Raw genomic sequence first — 19466 nt, 5'->3', positions numbered from 1 at the left:
GATGGTTTACCCACTGCTGTTACTATATTTCACCCAACTGAGAACCGCTATAGTAGCCAAGGACATTAAATGTTCGTATTGAAACAGCCGGTTCAACAGGAGTTGACTCTGCGATCGCAGGATTAATTGATGTAGAAATAGATATAGGAAGCGCTGATAAGGTTAGCGCTAGTGCAAAAAGGGTATTTTTCATGGTTACAATCTTTTTAGATAGCATTCGCAAAACAATGCTATTACTTAGAATTTAGTATTAATTCTAGAAATTCTGGAAATTAGTTAGAAATATTTACATAGTTCATCTTAAGCTTAAAAGCTTCGTGTGATGAAACTACTCTTATTAGTTGCTGTATTGACACTGAGCTAATTAAACTCTACGAAAGTAAATGTTACGTAAAAATCTGTTTATATTCAAGTTAAAGTTTGAACAAATTCTCAGGGCTGAATGGTACTAAAATAGGCGTTTCGGCTTTACTAACTTTGGCAACTTGGTATTACTAGGGGTGCACAGCTATCTGTATGCCCTTACAAGTAATCCATCTGTCGCAAAGATTATTTAAATTGGTATAACTGTTTAAATTTAAGTAAATACTGAAAAAAGTATGAAAAATTCCGCTAAAGTCTTATTTAAAACAAACTTTATTCTCTTTACAAATGAATATAGAAGAAGCATTAGTAATTTTAGATACATTTCTGGAACATGGCTTAAGTGATGTTCAGGAAATAATATTTCGTCAAGCTTGGGAAGGACAAACTTATCCAGATATCGCCGAAAGCTGTGGTTACGATGCTAATTATATAAAAGATGTTGGTTCAAAGTTATGGAAGCTACTTTCACAAGCTTTCGGGGAAGAGGTGACAAAAAGTAATTTTCGGTCAGTATTGAGACGGCGAAGCCTCCGGCGGGCTTTGCCTACGCAAAATAGCGTTTTGTCAGAAAAACTACAAACTATGCCAGCAGTCTTGAGACAGTCTCAGCCAATAAGCAGAGCCAAAGATGCGATATCAGGCTCTTCTTTAGCGATCGAAAAGCAAGACGAGAGAATAACCCCAATCCCTAATCCCGACTTCTTAGAAAATCCTGGTGGCTCAGTGCCCCTAAATTCCTTTTTTTACATAGAACGTCCGCCAATTGAAGAACGCACATATACCGAAATTAATAAACCTGGAAGCTTAATCAGAATCAAAGCCCCCAGCAAAATGGGAAAAACCTCCCTAATGCACAGAATTCTTACTCATGCCAAACAGACTGGGGTACACACCGTACAAATCGGTTTACAGAGGGCAGATAGTCAAGTTTTCACTAGCTTAGAAAAATTCTTACGCTGGTTTTGCGCTAACGTCAGCCGACAGTTGAACCTAGAGATCAAACTGGATGATTATTGGGATGAGAATATTGGTAGCAAAGTTAGCTGCACATTGTATTTACAGGAGTATTTACTGGAGAAAATCGACGCTCCGGTAGTTTTAGCTTTGGATGAAGTGAATCGAGTTTTTGAGTATCCAGAAATTTCTAGGGATTTTCTGCCACTACTGCGTTCTTGGTATGAGGATGCTTCCGAATTAGAAATTTGGCAAAAACTCCGACTAATAGTAGTTCATGCCACTGAAGCTTATATCCCGTTAGATATTAATCAATCTCCTTTCAATGTGGGGCTGCCGATTAAGTTACCAGAATTTAGTTTAGAGCAGATGCAAGAATTGGCAGTGCGTCATGGACTCGATTGGGCCAAAGGTGAGAAAGGATTAGAAAAGCTGGCTCCTCTACTAGCAATGATTGGTGGTCATCCTTATTTAGCTCGTCTGGCTCTTTATAACCTGGGACATCAAACAGTAACTCTAGAACAGCTACTAAAAGAGGCTCCCACAATTGCCGGCATCTACAGCAACTATTTACGGCATCATCTAGCAAATCTCCAAGAACATCCAGAACTCGCGATCGCACTTAAACGGGTAGTTACCTCTCCAATAAGTGTGCAATTAGAGGCGATCGCTGCCTATAAATTAGAAAGTATGGGTTTGGTAAAACTTGAAGGAAATCAGGCAATGCCTAGCTGTGAGTTATATCAGCTGTATTTCCGAGAGCAATTAACTTAAACGCTATGAATAAGTACGAATATCAAATTGGCGGTAGTCTCAAAGTCGATGCTCCTAGCTATGTAGAAAGACAGGCTGACTTTGAACTTTATAATGCTTTAATTCAAGGTGAATTTTGTTATGTATTTAGTTCACGACAGATGGGTAAATCTAGCTTGCGGTTACAAACAAGGCATCGATTAGAACAAGCAGGCTACAGTTGTGCTTCTATTGATATGACTCGGATCGGCAACGGCAATATTACTCCTGCTCAATGGTATAAAGGCATAGTGGTTGACTTATTAAGAAGCTTTAACCTCTTTAGCAAAGTTAATATAAAAGTCTGGTGGTCGGAGCGTAAGGATTTACCTGCATTACAGCGATTGAGCCAATTTGTTGAAGACATTTTGTTAGTTGAACTAAAAACTGAAAAAATATTTATTTTTATTGATGAAATTGATAGTGTTTTAGGTTTAAATTTCTCTGTAGTCGATTTTTTTACTCTAATTCGCTCGTGCTACAATCAACGAGCCGAAAATCCCGAATATAACCGCCTAACTTGGGCGTTGTTCGGGGTCGCAACCCCTTCAGATTTGATTGCCGATCGCAACTGTACCCCATTTAATATTGGTAAATCTATTGAACTGCACGGCTTTAACTTATCGGAAGTTCAGCCATTAGCGGCAGGTTTAGAAAGTAAAGTAGCTAATCCGATGGCAGTTCTCAAAGAAATTTTAGCTTGGACAAATGGTCAGCCATTTCTGACTCAAAAACTATGTCAGATAGTAGTGCAAGAAAGAACCTGTGGAAGCAAAAATGTTAAAGAACAGAGAAGCATAGAAGTTGATGAACGTTATAAATTGGATAACCATTTACCGATTATTAATCAACATCTGATAAATTTTTATTACCAATTTCCCTTATTAATTTTAGAAAAAATAGTACAAACCCATATTATTGAAAAATGGGAAGCCAAAGACGATCCAGAGCATTTGAAAACAATCCGCGATCGCCTGCTGATAAATGAGCAGCGTGCTGGAGGTTTGCTGGGATTGTACCAGCAAATTTTACAAGGAATTCAGATAGCTTGTGATGATGGAGAAGAACAAATAGAACTGCTGTTGTCGGGGTTAGTAACCAAGCAACAAGGGCAACTGATAGTAAAGAACCGGATTTATCAAGAGGTTTTTAACCAAATTTGGGTAGAAAAACAATTAGCAAAATTGCGACCATACTCTCAAGCATTTAACGCTTGGGTAATCTCAGGACACAGTGATAATTCCCGACTATTGCGCGGGACAGCCTTACATGAAGCTCTAGCTTGGTCACAAGGCAAAAGCTTGAGCGATTTGGATTATCAATTTTTAGCTGTTAGCCAAGAATGCGATCGGCGAGAAGTTGAGACATGGTTAGAAGCAGAACGAACTAAAGAAGTTAAAGCTCGACTAGTTCAAGAGCAAAAAGCAGCTAGATTTCAAAGATTATTTTTTCTAGGCGCGTTCGGTTGGGCATTAATAGTTGTTTTAGGATTGGCGATGGTGACTTTCGAGTATAAAAAGCACTGTTCAGTGACCTCAAAGCAATTACTAGATCAACCTTGAACCGAGCATAAAATTATGCTGCATCCAATATGTATGCGCTTGAAAAAATTCTTTAGCACGACCTCTTGACTCTCCAGTTTACTGGAGCAAATTCCCCAATTTAGGTGGCAGCCGCTATATTACTCTTGAACGTGCTCAAACAGAATTTTGAGATATTTATCGACACTGCTGCACTCGCTCCAGGTTCGAGATAACTATCAAGTCCACGAATCAGTGACTTGAGGTTGAGCTTGGCGATCATGAGTCCGTTTTCTAGCGAAATCGGCGAGCAAGCGGATGAGGAGCAGGGAAAGTATGATCGGTCCATAAGGGCGGTTTGGTGGCAAAGTATTCAACTAACGTGTTGAGTAAGCTGCTGTAGGCAGAATGCATCTCCACAAACTTTCGCCATGCAGATTCTGCATCCTTTAACACAAAACCCGCCTGCGCTAAACTTGCCCGTGACTGCTCAAATTGTTCGCGATCAACTTCGAGTATATCTGCTAGGGGAAGTTGAAACAACTGATGCAGATCCAGAACAATACGACAGCCCATTCGGTGCATCAAATACGCTCGACCGCTATGCTCGGTTTGTACGGTAGTGAGCAATAGCGTGCAAGCGTCAAGCATTGCACCGAGTGTACTAATCCAGGAATCATCTTCCAGAGTCGAGCGAAAAAACGAGAGAATCGGATACGCGCGATGGCTCTCCAAAATTTCCGCTGCCCAAACTTCCCAATCAGCAATGTCAAGAGGCAGTTGATCGAGAATCTTTAACCGAGTATAAGTTTCTAACAACGTCACCCCCGATGGAGGACTGCCAGCCCGCGCCTCGACAAGATTGACAAAAACTTCACGATGCTGTAACGAACTGTAGAGTGAGAATAAAAACGCGATCACAAGCGACATCACTGCCAATCCCGATCCTGCTGCCGCCAGCATTACCACCCGTGCAATCCCTACGGAGACAAAATCGCCAAATCCAAGGGTGAACAGCGAGGTTCCCGCTACGTAAAGCGCACTACCAAAATCTCGAATCGCAGGTTGGATGGAGTCTTGCAGAGCGTACAGGATCAGTCCGTATCCAAAAATCAATGCAATCACCCAGACTGTAAGCAGCAGCATTAATGACAACGGTGCGAATATTCCCAATAAATACTCCTGCCGCTTGCCTGTCTGCAAACTTAGTTTTCGCCACGGCAACCAAAATAATCTGATCAGCAGCGATGAAATTCTAAACGTGCGCGGCGAGCGACGAGGAACGATCACCACCTGAAATACATCAAACGACACAATCACAATGATTAAGATACCGATGCTTGCCTCACATATCGCCATCGTTTGATTGCCTGAGTCGGAACTTTTACCTTTGACAAAAATTGTAAACTATGTATAGCAAGATTTTTGAAGATTCTGACTGAATAAATATTTTTTCCGCCCGTTTTCTATCAACCTCACTCAGCTTATCTAACACCGTATCGGCGTAGCTAGCCAAAGCCTTTTCTAAACCACCAATTTCTTGATAGGCTTCGTGAGTGAGAAACCATTTTCTCAGTTTGAGCCAAAGCTGCATCAGCGTAAACTCAAGTAAAGGTAAACGTCCCGATTCATTACCCAAATCTCTGATTAAAGTATCTGTCAACCCTTCCTCAAGTACAATCTTCATTTTTTGCGCTGGTTTTTCAACCGACCTACGCAACTCCTCCCGGTTCATGGGGCCAAGATTATAAATTCCCTGCTGCAAAGCATCGCTAAAAGGACGGTAAGATAAAGCATAGCCATAAAAATCTGCCCGCAGCGTCAGAACCAAGGTAAATCTAGGAGCGTGGTTGATAGCGTAGATTAATGCATTAGACATGTCCTTAAAATAAAGTTTGTGGGAAAATGATACAGAAATAAAAATTCTAGTGCATCAACCATGACGAGTCCTTTAGTAAGAATCGAATCACATCCCCAGTCAGCAAAACGATTGATCGGTATTAATTATGAACAGTTTATGACATTAGTTGTGTTGGCAGAACAACGACATAATCAGAAACAAACAGAAATTCAAAAAAACAAAGTTCGTCTTATTGCTCCTGGTGGTGGACGTAAATCAGAAATGTCTCTCAAAGAAGGGGTCTGTTTATGTCTAGTTTACCTTCGACAAAAACCAACTTTTGATATTTTGGGTTTGTTATTTGATATATCAAAAACTAAAGCGAATGATGCTTTTAATTATTGGGTGAAGATTTTGAGAGAGATATTACCAGCTTCTCAAATGGAAGAGGTAGAAAAAGATAGTCAGAAATATCAAGAACTACGTAAAATTCTTTGTGAGCATGAATTGATTGTAGATAGTGCAGAATAAACTATCTTAATGGCCTGTAGACTATCAAGAGCAAAAACAGCACTACTCTGGCAAGAAAAAAATGCATACCCTGAAAAAGCAGTTTATTGTATTGCCCAATGGAGAAGATATTGTTGACGTTTATATTGGAAACTTAGGAAAAACAAGTGATATTAATTTATTCCGAGAAACACAAGGTAAATTTGATTGTGAACAAAAAATTATTGGAGATAAATTACATAGGAGAGTCAACAATTACCACGCCTTACAAGAAACCGAGGAAGAAAGAAATTTCGGAATCACAACAAAAAAAAGAAAACCAGCAGTTATCGTCTAGAAGAATAGGCGTTGAACAAATGATTATGGAAAGTAAAAATATTTCGAGTCGCTAGTGAGAAATTTCGTTTAGCAAGGCACAAGTATAGCCAGGTAATTATGACCGTTTGTGGGTTAGTCAGGCTACGGCTTAATTGTTTACTTTCACTAGCTATTAATATTTAAATTTGTTGGTAGCAAATAAATTTTATTTCTACCAATATTTTTGCCCCTAAACTGATAATTTAGCCGTAATTTATGCTCAAACCCCTATTCTTTCGTATACCTAATCTAGCGATCGCACATTCCATTATAATCGCTGAAATCCCTTTGCCGTATACATTTACCATTTTCGGATAAGTCTATTTAAAAAAGGCTGGCGTTCCTCTGGCGGTGCGAGGGTGTAGAGTTCTTCAAATTGGTCGGCGATGAGTATTAGATGTTTAGCACCCCACCCCCCATCTCCCTCCCGGCTTGCTCTTAGGGAGTTAAAGGTAGAAGGTAAGCTATTGTTAGAAGTCTCTAAAAGATCAGAAGAACCCTCCCCCTCCTGGCTTGCTCGTAGGGGGTTAGGGGGTGGGGTGATTCCGTGTGAGGTGATGAACCCATTTGACATCTTAAGAAGGGGCTGCCAGCCGCTTAATCATCAGCTTAATAAAACAAAGATTGACTTTGGTAGTTGCATGAGCCAACTGTGTCCCGCGAAAAACAAAATATCACAAGGCTCGTCCCAAAGTTTTTGAAGTGACTCACGCTTTGGCTCTTTCAAATAAATAATTTCTGCACCTCGTTTTTCTAGCTGTATAATTAATTCTTCATCGGTTTTTGTATCCAAGTTTTTACTATCCCCAAAAATACTGATAATTTTAATTATTCGGAGATTTTCAGACTTTAATTTATTTGTAGGTACAACTGTTTTTTGCAGGTAATCTTTAAAAGAAAGCGCTACTTCCGAGGAATAATGTTGGCCAGATAAATAACATTCCTGCTAAGGTATGCGATGTAAGATGTCCTTTGTAGCTATCGAAACCCACGATAGTAAGCCTTAAGATCGATAATGCCAGAGTCAGGATTGTGTTGACGAAAATCTAAGAGTTGATGATGGGATAAATTGACCATAAAAAATGCTAGATTAGCAGCATTGTTGCCCAAGGTATTACTGTATGAAAGAACCTCAACATCGTCCGGTAACTACCACCAGTGCTTGTCCAACGTGAAATTCAAGGGCATAGTGACTCGGCCGCTCATCGCTAACATTGCCAGGATTATCTGGCTCATTCGACGCATCGTCGTAGCAATTTATCTGCGGTAACAGGCATTGTAACAGTGATAGGATATTGGGCATGGGTTGATTGTGGCTTTTGAGTTGTCGTTTGGAAAGACAATAACTCTACTACATCAGCCCTCTCTCTTCACCCTCTTATTTTGGCTAAGGTATTGATTTATTCAAACTTATTTTCGATGGGAGCAAACAGCAAGTAATTATTCTCAGAATGACAATTGGTGTATAGTTTGAGTTATGCCAGATTATCCTCTCAAGAGTTGCTCTATGATTGCTCTACCTGGTATTGCCATCCAAGGCAAGATATACGAAAGTTCTAATTCTCTAGTTTATCGGGGCATCAGAGACGATGGAGTAGGGATCGTGGTAAAAATGCTAAAGCTTGATTATCCCTCACCTCAAGAACTAACCCGTTACAGACAGGAATATAAAATTACCCGTTCCCTCACAGTGGAAGGAGTGGTAAAGGCATACAGCCAGCAAGACTATCAACGCAGTCTCTTTATTCTCTTAGAAGATTTTGGGGCAGAGTCCTTAGAACAATGGATGCACAAGCGTCCAGATATTTTCTGCCCAATGCCTTTATCGACTTTTCTAGATTTTGCAATCACTATTTGCGAGATTCTAGGCAGAATCCATACAGCCAGTGTCATTCATAAAGATATCAACCCTGGAAATATAGTTCTCAATCTGGATACTGGCGTTGTCAAAATTATTGACTTTGGAATTGCCACCCAATTTAACCGCACGAATCCGACTTTCAAAAACCCTCATGTATTAGAAGGAACCCTTGCCTACCTATCGCCAGAGCAGACCGGACGAATGAACCGTTTGCTCGATTACCGTACCGATTTCTATTCGCTCGGTGTGACGTTCTACCAATTGCTCACTGGGCACCTGCCGTTCGCAACAACGGATATCCTGGAGCTAGTCCATTGTCATATTGCTAAACAGCCGATTCCTCCGTGTGAAATTAGGGGTATGGACTTCTGCTGTGAGCATCAACCGAACGGATGTGGAAGAGCCACTCCGGTCTTGGGGTCTCCCCAAAAAGAGGATGTGGCGTTGTGGGGTGTGGTGGATGATTCATCACCGATTAACAGTGCAATTCCTAAAGATGTTTCAGACATTGTTATGAAATTGATGGCGAAAAACCCAGAAGATCGCTATCAAAGCGCCTGGGGCATCAAAGCAGATTTAGAACGTTGTGCAGCCCAACTTACACAAACAGGGCAAATTGGCAATATCCAGCTGGGTCTACAAGATGTTTGTAATCAGTTTCACATTCCCCAGAAGTTGTATGGACGAGAAGCAGAAATTGCAGCATTATTAGCAGCATTTGAGAGAGTGGCAGGAATAGGAAATGAGAAAAATGCTCAATGCAATATTGAGATGATGTTAGTGTCTGGTTATGCTGGCATTGGTAAATCAGCCTTAGTACAGGAACTCTACAAACCCATCACAGCAAAGCGCGGTTATTTCACCTCGGGTAAGTTTGACCAATTTCAGCGTAATATTCCCTACAGCGCAATTGTGGATGCACTACGAAAACTGGTGCAGCAGTTGTTGGGTGAACCTGATGAGCAAGTGCAACAATGGCGATCGCGCTTGCTTACAGCTTTAAGAAGTAATGGACAACTGATTATTGATGTCATTCCAGAAGTTGAGTTGATTATTGGCAAGCAACCACCCGTAGCAGAAGTTGGAGCAACTGAGGCACAAAATCGGTTTAACCTTGTTTTTCAGAAGTTCATTCGAGCCTGCTGTTCTCCTGAGCATCCTCTGGTCATCTTTCTGGATGATTTGCAATGGGTAGACTCTGCTACACTCAAGCTCATCGAGTTAATTTTGAGCGACCGTGGGATACAAGCCCTGCTTTTAATTGGAGCTTATCGGGATCGCGAAGTCACTCAAACACATTCGCTGATTGCAACCTTAGAGAAGCTAAAACAGAAAACTGTTACTATTAGTCAGATAATGTTAGCTCCGCTAAGACTAGGGGCAGTGGCTCAACTGATTGCTGAAACCTTGCACACGCATACTGAGTCGATTGCACCTTTAGCAGAACTGATATGGCGTAAAGCGAACGGCAATCCCTACTTCACCAATGAATTTCTCAAAGCGCTGTACATTGAAGGTCTGATCGTCTTCGACATTAATCAACTACGCTGGCAATGGGACATTACTCATATTAAAGCCAAAAATATTACCGACAATGTAGTGGAGTTAATCATCGGAAAGCTGAAACAATTTCCAAAGCAAACTCAACAGGTTTTATCCTTAGCTGCTTGTGTCGGTGCTGAGTTTGATTTAGCGACACTCTCAGTCATCTGTGAACGACCAGCAGTTGAAATTTTTGCAGAACTCACAACTGTAATTCAGTCAGAGTTGCTTGTTGCAACCTCAGAGTTAGATGAGAATCTGCTGATTCAGAATTACAAGTTTTCGCACGATCGCGTCCAGCAAGCTGCTTATGCCCTAATCGATGAATCGCAGAAACAGGTGGTTCATCTTCAAATTGGTCGCAATTTGCTTAAAGAAGCGTTGGCAGATCGGCTATCAAATCGACTATTTGAAATTGTGGATCATCTCAATCATGGAATTGAACTGATTACTAATCAAGCAGAACGAGATGAAATTGCCAGATTGAACCTGATGGCAGGTCAGAAAGCAAAAGCCGCGATCGCTTATAACACTGCTCAAAACTATTTGACTACTGGAAGAGCGTGGCTAGCTGGTTCTAGCTGGCAAACAAACTATGGGCTGACCTTAGAGCTATATTTAGAGACGACAGAAGTCGCGTATTTGTGTGGTGAGTTTGAGCAAGTAGAACACTGGGCAGCGATCGCTCTGCAAGAGGCTAAAACGGTTCTTGATCGCGTAAAAGTTTACGAAGTCAAAATTCAGGCTTATATCGCACAGGGTCAGCCCTTGAAGGCAATCAATACAGCATTACAGGTTCTGCCACAATTTGGGATTCATTTCCCCGAACAACCAAGCCAGTTGGATATTCAGCTTGAACTAGACGCAATCTCACACCTCTTGAGTGAGAAATCGATCAAAGACTTGACTTATTTGCCAGAAATGAGCGAGCTGGATAAGTTAGTGGCGATGCGAATTCTATCTAGAATTACGATTTCGTCTTGGATTGCCGCTCCTGATCTGATGGTGCTAATAGTAGCTAAACAGGTCAGCTTGTCAATAGAGCATGGGAATGCCCTTGTGTCTCCCTTTGCATATGCCAACTTTGGATTAATTCTATGTGGAAAGGTCGGAGATATCGAGACGGGCTACGAATTTGGACAGCTCGCTTTAAGGCTATTGTCACACTCCAATACTCATTCACTTAGCGCTAGAACATTGCTGATTGTGAATACTTTCATCATTCATTGGAAAGAGCATGTTAGAAACACGTTTCAGCCATTACTAAAAGCTTACAACAATGGGCTAGAAACCGGAGATTTGGAGTTTGTCGCCTATGCTGCTCACGCTTATTGCTTTAACTTCTACGCAGTTGGAAACGAACTGATAGAAGTTGAGCGCGAGATGACAATATACAATGAGGCAATCCGTCAGATTAAACAGGAAACGGCGCTGACCTGGAATCAAATATTCCAGCAGGTAGTCGCAAATTTGATGGGCTGTTCAGACCATCCAATCTATCTAGCTGGAGAATTTTACAATGAGAAAAATAGATTACCACAACATGAAGTAACAAATGATGGAACTTCGATTTTTGATGTCTATGCTAATAAACTTTTCCTATGCTACCTCTTTTGTGAGTACGCTCAGGCAGTCGAGAATGCAAGGATAGCAGAGCGCTATTTGACTCAAATAGTTGGTACAGCTTTTGTTCCTTTCTACTACCTCTATGCTGCTTTGGCAAGATTTGCCATATACCCTGAGAGCAGCGTTGAGGTACAGGCAGAAATTCTGGAAAAAGTTGCTGTTAGTCAGAAGAAAATGAAGCAATGGGCGCAATATGCACCCATGAATCATTTGCATAAATATCATCTCATACAAGCAGAAAGGGCGAGAGTTTTAGGCCAGTTGCTTGAGGCAGAGGATTTCTACGAACAAGCCATTCAAGGAGCGAAAGAAAATGACTATCTGCGAGAAGAAGCCTTAGCCTATGAATTAGCTGCTAAATTTTATCTGGGTCGTGGTAGACAAAAGTTTGCCCAGCTTTATATGAGAGAAGCACACTACTGCTATAAACGCTGGGGAGCCACAGCAAAGGTTAAAGATTTAGAAACTCGTTATCCTCAGTTCTTTTCTCAGTCATCCGGTATGGCTGATACAATAAACCTCAAAGCATCTAAAACGACCTCAAATACCTCACATGTCGCTTTCGATTTAGCAACAATAATGAAAGCATCCCAAGCGATTTCAAGTGAGATTGAACTCGAACAACTGCTCCACGCCTTAATGCAAATCCTCATTGAGAATGCTGGAGCACAAACCGGATGTCTGCTTTTAGAAAACGCAGCAGAATGGACGATCGAAGCGACTTGTGAACTCAGTGAGGGTGTACACGTCTGTGCAACGCAAGTGCTGCAATCGACTCCGATCGCAAATCGTTTACCTGAATCGATCATTCATTATGTGATTCGGACTCATGAGTCGGTTATTCTCAATGATGCTACTCGTGAAGGTAATTTTATCAATGATGCCTATATTCAACACCACCAGACTCAATCAGTCTTTTGTTTGCCGCTGCTCAATCAAAACAAGCTCATCGGTGTGTTGTATTTAGAAAATCAGTTAGCAACTGGAGTATTCACACCGGATCGATCACAACTTCTGAATCTTCTATCTACTCAGGCAGCGATCGCGATTGAAAATGCGAAGCTCTACTCAAACCTACAAAAGAGTGAAAGTAGAATAGCTCAATTTCTAGAAGCAGTTCCAGTAGCCATTGCAGTATTGGATGCAAGGGGTCATCCTTATTACGCCAATCAACGGAGAATTCAGCTAGTGGGCAAAGGTGTCGATCCTGCCGTAACACCAGATCGGTATGCAGAGGTTTATCAGTTTTATCGGGTGGGAACAAATGAAAAATATCCAAGTGACCAACTACCAATTGTCCGTGCATTAAGAGGTGAACGCACCACGGTTGATGACATGGAAATTCGCCGAAACGACATAACTATTCCAATTGAGGCATGGGGAACTCCAGTTTTTGACGAACAGGGTAACGTGGCTTATGGAATCGTAGCTTTTCAAGACATTACAGAGCAAAGACGAGCACAGAAACTGTTAACCGAATACAACCTTACCCTGGAACTTCAGGTGGCAGAACGAACGGCAGCTTTACAGCAAAGCGAAGCAGAGCTGCGCTATCGAGAACAGGAATTACGACTGATTGCCGACGCTCTACCAGTTCTCATCAGCTATGTAGATGCCAATCGGTGTTATCAATTCATCAACCGTACCTATGAGGTTTGGTTTAACCGTAGCCGCAATGAAATTCTGGGCAACCCTGTTCGCCAACTTCTCGGTGAGGCGGTTTATCAACGGCTTGAACCTTACATTAATCAGGTGTTTGAAGGGCAAACTGTACCTCTAGAAGCAGAAATCCCTTTTCCGCTTGGTAAGCGGTGCATCAGCGCGACTTTGATCCCTGATTTCGATGACAATGCTCAAGTGAGAGGTTTCTACAGTCTCATTACAGACATTAGCGATCGCAAACTCGCTGAAGCAGCCTCCATTCTGGAAGAACGCAACCGGATGGCGCGAGAAATTCATGATACACTGGCTCAATCCTTCACAGGTATTCTGCTTCAGGTTGGAGCAGCAACACAAGTGCTGGCGGATGACCCGGAAGCAACCCAAGTACATCTGGAAATGATTGAGGAACTAGCACGCGCTGGGCTGGCAGGGGCACGGCGATCTGTATCAGCACTCCGTCCGCGGCTACTAGAAGAAGGTAATTTAGAGAGTGCCCTGCATCGTATTGTAGCTCAAATGCGATCGACGACCGACACGGCTGTGATTTGCGAAACTCAGGGTACAGCCTATTCCTTACCAACCGAAGTGGAGAATAACTTACTCAGAATTGGGCAGGAAGCATTAACCAATGCGATTAAATACGCTTGTGCTGGCGAAATTCGGGTTGAGTTAGTGTACAACGAGACACAGTGTATCTTACAGATTAAAGATGATGGCAGGGGCTTTGGAGTGGGTAGCATTCCTTTGAGCGGTGGGTTTGGCTTATTAGGAATGAGCGAACGAGCAGAGCGCATTGGCGCACAACTAGTGATTCAAAGCCAACCGGGACAGGGAACAGAAATTATTGTCACTATCAATCGAGAGTGAGAATTACAATGAGCCAATCCACTACGATTAGGGTGCTGATTGTTGACGACCATGCCATAGTCAGAAAGGGTCTAGCAACCATCATTAACCGCGATCCAGAAATGACAGCGATCGCTCAAGCTGAAAATGGACAGCAGGCGATCGACGCCTTTCGAGAATACCAACCTGATGTCACACTAATGGATTTACGAATGCCCAAAATGGGTGGTGTTGAAGCCATTATGGCGATTTGTGCTGAATTTAAGCAGGCTCGAATCGCGGTACTCACCACCTACGATAGTGATGAAGACATCTATCGCGGCTTGCAGGCGGGCGCTCAAGGCTATCTGCTTAAGGATGCTAAACCTGGCGAGCTTTTAAATGCGATTCGCGCGATTCATAATGGTCAGAAATACATTCCGCCAGAAGTGGGCGCAAAATTATTGCAGCGAATGAGCAATCCAGAACTGAGTGAACGAGAGTTGGAAGTGCTGCGTTTGATGGCACAAGGAATGAGTAATCAGGAAATTGGGACTGCTTTGAATATTGGTGAAAGCACTGTCAAATCGCATGTGAATCGCATTTTGAGCAAACTGGGAGTGAGCGATCGCACACAAGCTGTGATTACTGCTGTTAAGCGTGGGATTGTCAGTTTGTAAGTGGGGGAAAAGGGGAAAGGGAGTGAACCTTTACCTTTTCCCCTTTAGATTGGTTTTAGACTCAAACTTTAGTTGGAGACAACCTTCCACTGCGAGATGGACAGGTTCATCCATCACGCGATTGTACAAAAATGTCAACCCAGAGTGGACGACAAGAGAGGGTCAATTGTCTATATTGAATCCATAGCGATGTTGGTGCAGTTGGTTTGTGAGGCTTAAGTTTGCTTAATACAAACCGAAAGATGACTTACGACCGTGATAATCGTTTTCTTTTCGTTCCGCCTTCAACCCAGGATCATATCCAAGGTGTACTGAATGCTGCTGTAGTATTTGTCATGTATGGAGATTATGAATGTTTTCAAAGTGCAAACGTCTATCGATTGATTAAAGTTGCTCAACAGCAATTGAAGGTTTCGTTTGGAGAAAACAATTTAGGTTTTATCTTCCGTCATTTTCCTCAGGTACAGATTCATCCACATGCTCAACGGGCAGCGGAAGCCGCAGAAGCCGCAGCAGCTCAAAGGCAGTTTTGGCAAATGCATGAGATGCTGTTTATCAATCAACAGGAGTTGGGAAATGGCTATCTAGTGGAGTATGCCAATCGTTTAGGACTTGATATTTCTCAATTTTTACAGGATTTATCCAAGGGAGCGTATGTTGATCGGATCAATGCAGACATCGCAGGTGGACTGCGAAGTGGAGTGGAGGCTGCACCCGCTTTGTTTATTAATGGAATTCGTTATCTTGGTCGCTGGACTGTTGAGCAGATAATGGCAGCCATTGTTGCTGCAAATGATTAAGGTTTTAGTGCTTATCTTAATAAGTATTTCAGCGGGGAGTATTTCATAACTTCTATACCGACAACAAGAACCAGGATTTCAGCAATTTAGCAAGAATACAGAGGCGATCGCAATGATGGTTTTTACATGGAAAAAAGTTCAAAAATTGTTACTGTGGTTATTTGCATTAAGTGTTGTCGTTGGGATATCAATGCATCCAACATCAGCCACTTCCAAGGAATTACCTCAAGCGTTCAACTCTAAACCTGCGATCGTTCTCGTTCATGGGGCTTTTGCTGATGGTACATCATGGCAACACGTCATTCCATTGTTGGAGCAGGATGGCTACAGAGTGACTGCTGTGCAGATTCCGCTCACCTCGCTTGCTGATGATGTAGCAACGACGAAGCGGGTAATTGACAATCAAAAATGTTCCGTTGTTTTGGTCGGACATTCCTATGGTGGAAATGTGATTACGGGTGCGGCAGCTAGCAATCCACAGGTGAAAGCTCTGGTTTATGTTAATGCTTTCGCACCAGATATCGGTGAAAAGACGAGTGATTTGAATAAAAAGTACGCAGCAGCTCCGATTAGCAAGGCGATTGTACCTGATGCTGCAAACTTTCTCTATATTGATCGCGGGAAGTTTCACGAATTTTTTGCCCAGGACGTATCGAAGGCTGAGGCGCGAGTGATGGCAGCAACCCAAAAGCCGATCGCCAGCGCAGCGTTTGAGCAATCATTGAATGAAATCGCGTGGAAAACGATTCCTTCTTGGTTTCTCGTGACTCAAAGCGATCGCGCCATCAACCCTGAACTTCAACGATTTATGGCCAAACGGATTGATGCTAAGACAACCGAAGTTAACTCCAGTCATGTTCCTTTTATCTCTCATCCAAAAGAGGTTGCCAAAGTGATTGAAGCAGCAAGCACTGCTGTGAAGTAATCCCAATTTTAAGAGAAGCAGTTTCTCGGTACATATCACACATTGGGGAGATGAAAGATGAAGTTCCACAGACTTACCACGAGAGTCATGTTAGCGATGACGACTATCTTGAGTCTGCGATCAGTTACTTACGCTTCAACCAAATACAATGTCATCACCAAACAAACTGGGCAGCAAATAGCTCAACTTCAGCCAACCCAACCGAAACCACAAGCCGAAAACATTTCCATTAATCAGGCTGGAGAAACTTTAAGGCAACCGAGTAGGGGGACGCTATGAGTCACTATGACTACATTGTAATCGGTGCAGGGTCGGCAGGTTGTGTGGTTGCCAATCGTCTAACCGAAGACTGTGACACAACTGTGTTACTCCTCGAAGCGGGCAACCCAGCTACAAAACCAGAAATTCAAATTCCGGCGCAATGCTTTAGCCTAATAGGCTCTGAAATTGATTGGGGTTACGTTTCTGAGCCGGAACCCTACCTGAATTACAGCAAAATGTTTTGTTCCCGTGGCAAAGTTTTGGGGGGCAGCAGTTCGATTAATTTCATGATGTATATCCGGGGCAATCCTCAAGATTACGATCGCTGGCAGGAATTAGGAAATCCCGGTTGGTCGTACCTTAATGTATTACCCTATTTTAAGAAATCGGAGCAGCAGCAGCGAGGCGCGTCAGAATTTCACGGAGTTGATGGGGAGTTGAGCGTTACCGATTTGATGTCCCCTGCTGTGGTTTCCCAACGCTTTGTAGATGCCTGTGTGTCAATGGGATACAATTACAATCCTGATTTTAATGGTGTACAGCAAGAAGGGGTGGGATTCTATCAGTTGACGGTCAAGAATGGTAAACGGCACAGTGCTGCTGCTGCTTTTCTTCTACCCATTTTCCATCGTCCCAATTTGACTGTAATCACAGGGGCATTGGTGACGCGATTGCTGTTTGAAGACACTCGCTGTGTGGGAGTGGAATATCTGCATGAAAGTAGGCTCCACCAGGTCAGAGTCAACCAGGAAGTGATTTTAAGTGCGGGTGCGTTTGATTCGCCCAAACTGCTAATGCTTTCTGGTATTGGGGATGCAGAATATCTGCAAGCAATGGGAATTTCTGTGATTGCAGATTTGCCGGGTGTCGGTCAAAACCTTCAGGATCACATTCTCACTTGTGTCGTTCAAGAAGTTACTCAAGATATACACCCTGCCATCACCAGTAATGGAGTTGAAGCCGGATTATTTTTGCATAGCAAAGGGAATGTGGAGGCTGCACCCGATTTGCAGTTCTTTTTCGGCCCGATTCAATTCTTGTCACCTGGTTATACTCCTGCTGATTTTGGATTTACGGGTGCAGTCTCTCTTACCCGTCTCCAAAATGTTGGCAGCGTCATTTTGCAATCGCCTGACCCCAAAGATCCACCAACCATTCAAATGAATTATCTACAAAGTCAAGCCGATGTACAAAAGTTGGTTGAGGGAGTTAAATTAATCCGCCAATTGATTCAGACCAGTGCCTTTGATGATTTTCATGGTGAGGAGATTGCCCCAGGTTCCCACGTTCAGAGTGATGCAGCACTCGAAGCTTACATTCGGGACACTTGCAGCACTGTATGGCATCCGGTTGGCACTTGCAAAATGGGTATTGACCCAATGGCAGTGGTCGATCCTCAACTACGGGTATATGGGGTTCAAGGTCTTCGTGTTGTTGATGCATCAATCATGCCAACAATCACCACAGGCAATACAAATGCACCCACTATCATGATTGCTGAGAAGGCAGCAGATTTAATTAAAGCGGAGCGTACCTCGCAAAGCTTTCCCAATAAGCTTAATGTTCAAAATTTGTCACACTTGTCTATCTAGAAACGGCATGAACGCCTGCTTTATCTGAGCCGCCAGCTTGACCGTTCGTAACACAATTCATTCATTAGAAGGAGTACTTCCATGACAAAATCATTCTGGCTTCTTAATAACTACCTTACCATCGTCGCCGATCACACCACAACTGACGGTAAATATGACCTGATTGAGGGCTATTTCCCTCCTGGTGCGCAGACTCCACCCCATCGCCATACACGCTATTCCGAACAACTCTATGTGTTGGAAGGAGAGTTCACTGTCTGGGTTGGTAAGAATAAGGTTGTGCTAGGTGCAGGTGAAAGTGCCTTCATTCCGATGGGCACACCCCATGTTGTTGCTGCACTCAGCGATCAACCAGCTCGCGGGTTAGTCGTTGCTGCGCCCAGTGCGTTTGCTCAACTAATTGAAGCAACAGGGACGCTAAACCAGAATGAGGTACCTGACATGGAATTGTTCAATCGCATCTCTAGCGAAATTGGCGACGAAATTCTGGGTGCGCCTGGAGATATCCCTTAGAGATTAAGCTGATCATTCTTCCTCCTGATCGCTCTCATTAGCAACTGACCGCTTTAAACCCAATAATCAGAGGATTCGCATAATGAAAAAACTAGAAGGAAAAATCGCCCTTGTCACGGGTGGCAATAGTGGTATCGGTCTTGCCACAGCCAAACAGTTTGTTGCTGAAGGTGCCTATGTCTACATCACGGGTCGTCGCCAAGTCGAACTGGATGCTGCTGTAGAAGCCATTGGCAAAAATGTTACGGCTGTGCAGAGTGATGTTTCTAATCTGGCAGACCTCGATCGTCTGTTTGCCACCATTAAGCAAGAACAAGGACACCTCGATATTATCTTCGCTAATGCTGGCGGTGGACAAATTGCCCCACTTGGAACAATCACTGAGGAACACTTTGACAAAACATTCAACATAAACGTCAAAGGTTTGCTGTTCACTGTACAAAAAGCACTGCCACTGTTGCCAGAGGGCGCTTCTATTATCTTGAATGCTTCGACTACTTCTATAAAAGGTACGCCAGCTTTCAGTGTTTACAGCGCTACCAAAGCCGCCGTGAGATCGTTTGCTCGGAATTGGATACTCGACCTCAGAGAACGCAAGATCCGAGTGAATGCCATTAGCCCTGGTGTGGTTCCGACTCCTGGTTACGATCATTTGGGACTGAATGACCAGCAGTTGCAGGAATTCGTGGACAGTCAAGTCAGCGCCATCCCACTGGGACGAGTCGGCAAACCCGATGAGATTGCCAAAGCCGTTGTCTTTCTCGCTTCAGCTGACAGCAGCTTTGTAAACGGCATTGAGTTGTTTGTTGATGGCGGTATGGCACAGATTTGAAGTCCAAA

General features: G+C 43.0%; 17 protein-coding genes and 1 pseudogene. 13 read left to right on the top strand and 5 right to left on the bottom strand.

Annotated features, from left to right (window positions below):
• Positions 1–22: 22 nt before the first annotated feature.
• Positions 23–193, bottom strand: a complete 171-nt coding sequence (locus ACFE93_RS13480; RefSeq protein ID WP_375473762.1) for a hypothetical protein — start codon at positions 191–193, stop codon at positions 23–25.
• Positions 194–651: 458 nt separating this feature from the next.
• On the opposite strand from ACFE93_RS13480, the gene ACFE93_RS13475 reads away from it, so the two are divergent.
• The gene (locus ACFE93_RS13475) at positions 652–2094 is read left to right on the top strand and encodes an AAA-like domain-containing protein (RefSeq protein WP_375473761.1); all 1443 of its coding nucleotides are present in this window, start codon (positions 652–654) and stop codon (positions 2092–2094) included.
• Between the two features lie 5 nt (positions 2095–2099).
• Complete coding sequence (locus ACFE93_RS13470; RefSeq protein ID WP_375473760.1) at positions 2100–3674, top strand: AAA-like domain-containing protein; 1575 nt, start codon at positions 2100–2102, stop codon at positions 3672–3674.
• Between the two features lie 252 nt (positions 3675–3926).
• Here the strand turns inward: ACFE93_RS13470 and ACFE93_RS13465 are convergent, their stop codons facing one another.
• Both ACFE93_RS13465 and ACFE93_RS13460 read right to left on the bottom strand, forming a co-directional pair.
• Entirely contained in the window at positions 3927–4856 is a 930-nt protein-coding gene (locus ACFE93_RS13465) for a potassium channel family protein (protein WP_375473759.1), read from the bottom strand.
• Between the two features lie 160 nt (positions 4857–5016).
• Positions 5017–5511 carry a hypothetical protein gene (locus ACFE93_RS13460; protein WP_375473758.1) on the bottom strand — a complete coding sequence of 165 codons (495 nt, stop codon included), beginning with the start codon at positions 5509–5511 and terminating at the stop codon, positions 5017–5019.
• A 60-nt stretch (positions 5512–5571) separates the two neighbouring features.
• Here ACFE93_RS13460 and ACFE93_RS13455 point away from each other — a divergent pair, with 60 nt between their 5' ends.
• The 3 genes from ACFE93_RS13455 (at position 5572) to ACFE93_RS13445 (ending at position 6374) form a co-directional block, all read left to right on the top strand.
• On the top strand, positions 5572–6003 hold the full coding sequence (locus tag ACFE93_RS13455; RefSeq protein WP_375473757.1) for a transposase family protein: 432 nt from the start codon (positions 5572–5574) through the stop codon (positions 6001–6003).
• A 61-nt stretch (positions 6004–6064) separates the two neighbouring features.
• On the top strand, positions 6065–6319 hold the full coding sequence (locus tag ACFE93_RS13450) for a hypothetical protein (RefSeq protein ID WP_375473756.1): 255 nt from the start codon (positions 6065–6067) through the stop codon (positions 6317–6319).
• Positions 6273–6374 (top strand): hypothetical protein, encoded by a 102-nt coding sequence (locus ACFE93_RS13445; RefSeq protein ID WP_375473766.1) that lies wholly within the window; start codon positions 6273–6275, stop codon positions 6372–6374. Before ACFE93_RS13450 ends, ACFE93_RS13445 begins: the two co-directional genes overlap by 47 nt.
• A 266-nt stretch (positions 6375–6640) precedes the next feature.
• Here ACFE93_RS13445 and ACFE93_RS13440 read toward each other — a convergent pair whose 3' ends face one another.
• On the bottom strand, positions 6641–6913 hold the full coding sequence (locus ACFE93_RS13440; RefSeq protein ID WP_375473755.1) for a hypothetical protein: 273 nt from the start codon (positions 6911–6913) through the stop codon (positions 6641–6643).
• A gap of 514 nt (positions 6914–7427) precedes the next feature.
• Positions 7428–7642: pseudogene (locus tag ACFE93_RS13435) on the bottom strand (transposase); the annotation flags it as partial.
• 204 nt (positions 7643–7846) lie between these two features.
• Here ACFE93_RS13435 and ACFE93_RS13430 point away from each other — a divergent pair.
• The 8 genes from ACFE93_RS13430 to ACFE93_RS13395 all read left to right on the top strand — a co-directional run bounded on the left by ACFE93_RS13430 (position 7847) and on the right by ACFE93_RS13395 (position 19458).
• Positions 7847–13897, top strand: a complete 6051-nt coding sequence (locus ACFE93_RS13430; protein ID WP_375473765.1) for an AAA family ATPase — start codon at positions 7847–7849, stop codon at positions 13895–13897.
• A gap of 8 nt (positions 13898–13905) precedes the next feature.
• Positions 13906–14535 (top strand): response regulator, encoded by a 630-nt coding sequence (locus ACFE93_RS13425; protein ID WP_375473754.1) that lies wholly within the window; start codon positions 13906–13908, stop codon positions 14533–14535.
• 242 nt (positions 14536–14777) lie between these two features.
• Positions 14778–15335, top strand: a complete 558-nt coding sequence (locus tag ACFE93_RS13420; RefSeq protein WP_375473753.1) for a DsbA family protein — start codon at positions 14778–14780, stop codon at positions 15333–15335.
• A gap of 112 nt (positions 15336–15447) precedes the next feature.
• Positions 15448–16260, top strand: coding sequence for an alpha/beta fold hydrolase (locus ACFE93_RS13415; protein ID WP_375473752.1), 813 nt, complete (start codon positions 15448–15450; stop codon positions 16258–16260).
• A gap of 57 nt (positions 16261–16317) precedes the next feature.
• Positions 16318–16539, top strand: coding sequence for a hypothetical protein (locus ACFE93_RS13410; RefSeq protein ID WP_375473751.1), 222 nt, complete (start codon positions 16318–16320; stop codon positions 16537–16539).
• The gene (locus ACFE93_RS13405; protein WP_375473750.1) at positions 16536–18113 is read left to right on the top strand and encodes a GMC family oxidoreductase; all 1578 of its coding nucleotides are present in this window, start codon (positions 16536–16538) and stop codon (positions 18111–18113) included. The genes ACFE93_RS13410 and ACFE93_RS13405 overlap by 4 nt, the downstream gene beginning before the upstream one ends.
• An 81-nt stretch (positions 18114–18194) precedes the next feature.
• The gene (locus tag ACFE93_RS13400) at positions 18195–18626 is read left to right on the top strand and encodes a cupin domain-containing protein (RefSeq protein ID WP_375473749.1); all 432 of its coding nucleotides are present in this window, start codon (positions 18195–18197) and stop codon (positions 18624–18626) included.
• Positions 18627–18708: 82 nt separating this feature from the next.
• Entirely contained in the window at positions 18709–19458 is a 750-nt protein-coding gene (locus ACFE93_RS13395) for an SDR family oxidoreductase (protein ID WP_375473748.1), read from the top strand.
• The last annotated feature ends 8 nt before the right edge of the window (positions 19459–19466 follow it).

The sequence above is a fragment of the uncultured Nostoc sp. genome, from assembly GCF_964247315.1.
In the GTDB taxonomy this organism is placed as follows: Bacteria; Cyanobacteriota; Cyanobacteriia; order Cyanobacteriales; family Nostocaceae; genus Nostoc.
The sequence above is the reverse complement of the archived record's forward strand: the minus strand, read 5'-3'. Positions and strand labels throughout refer to the sequence as shown.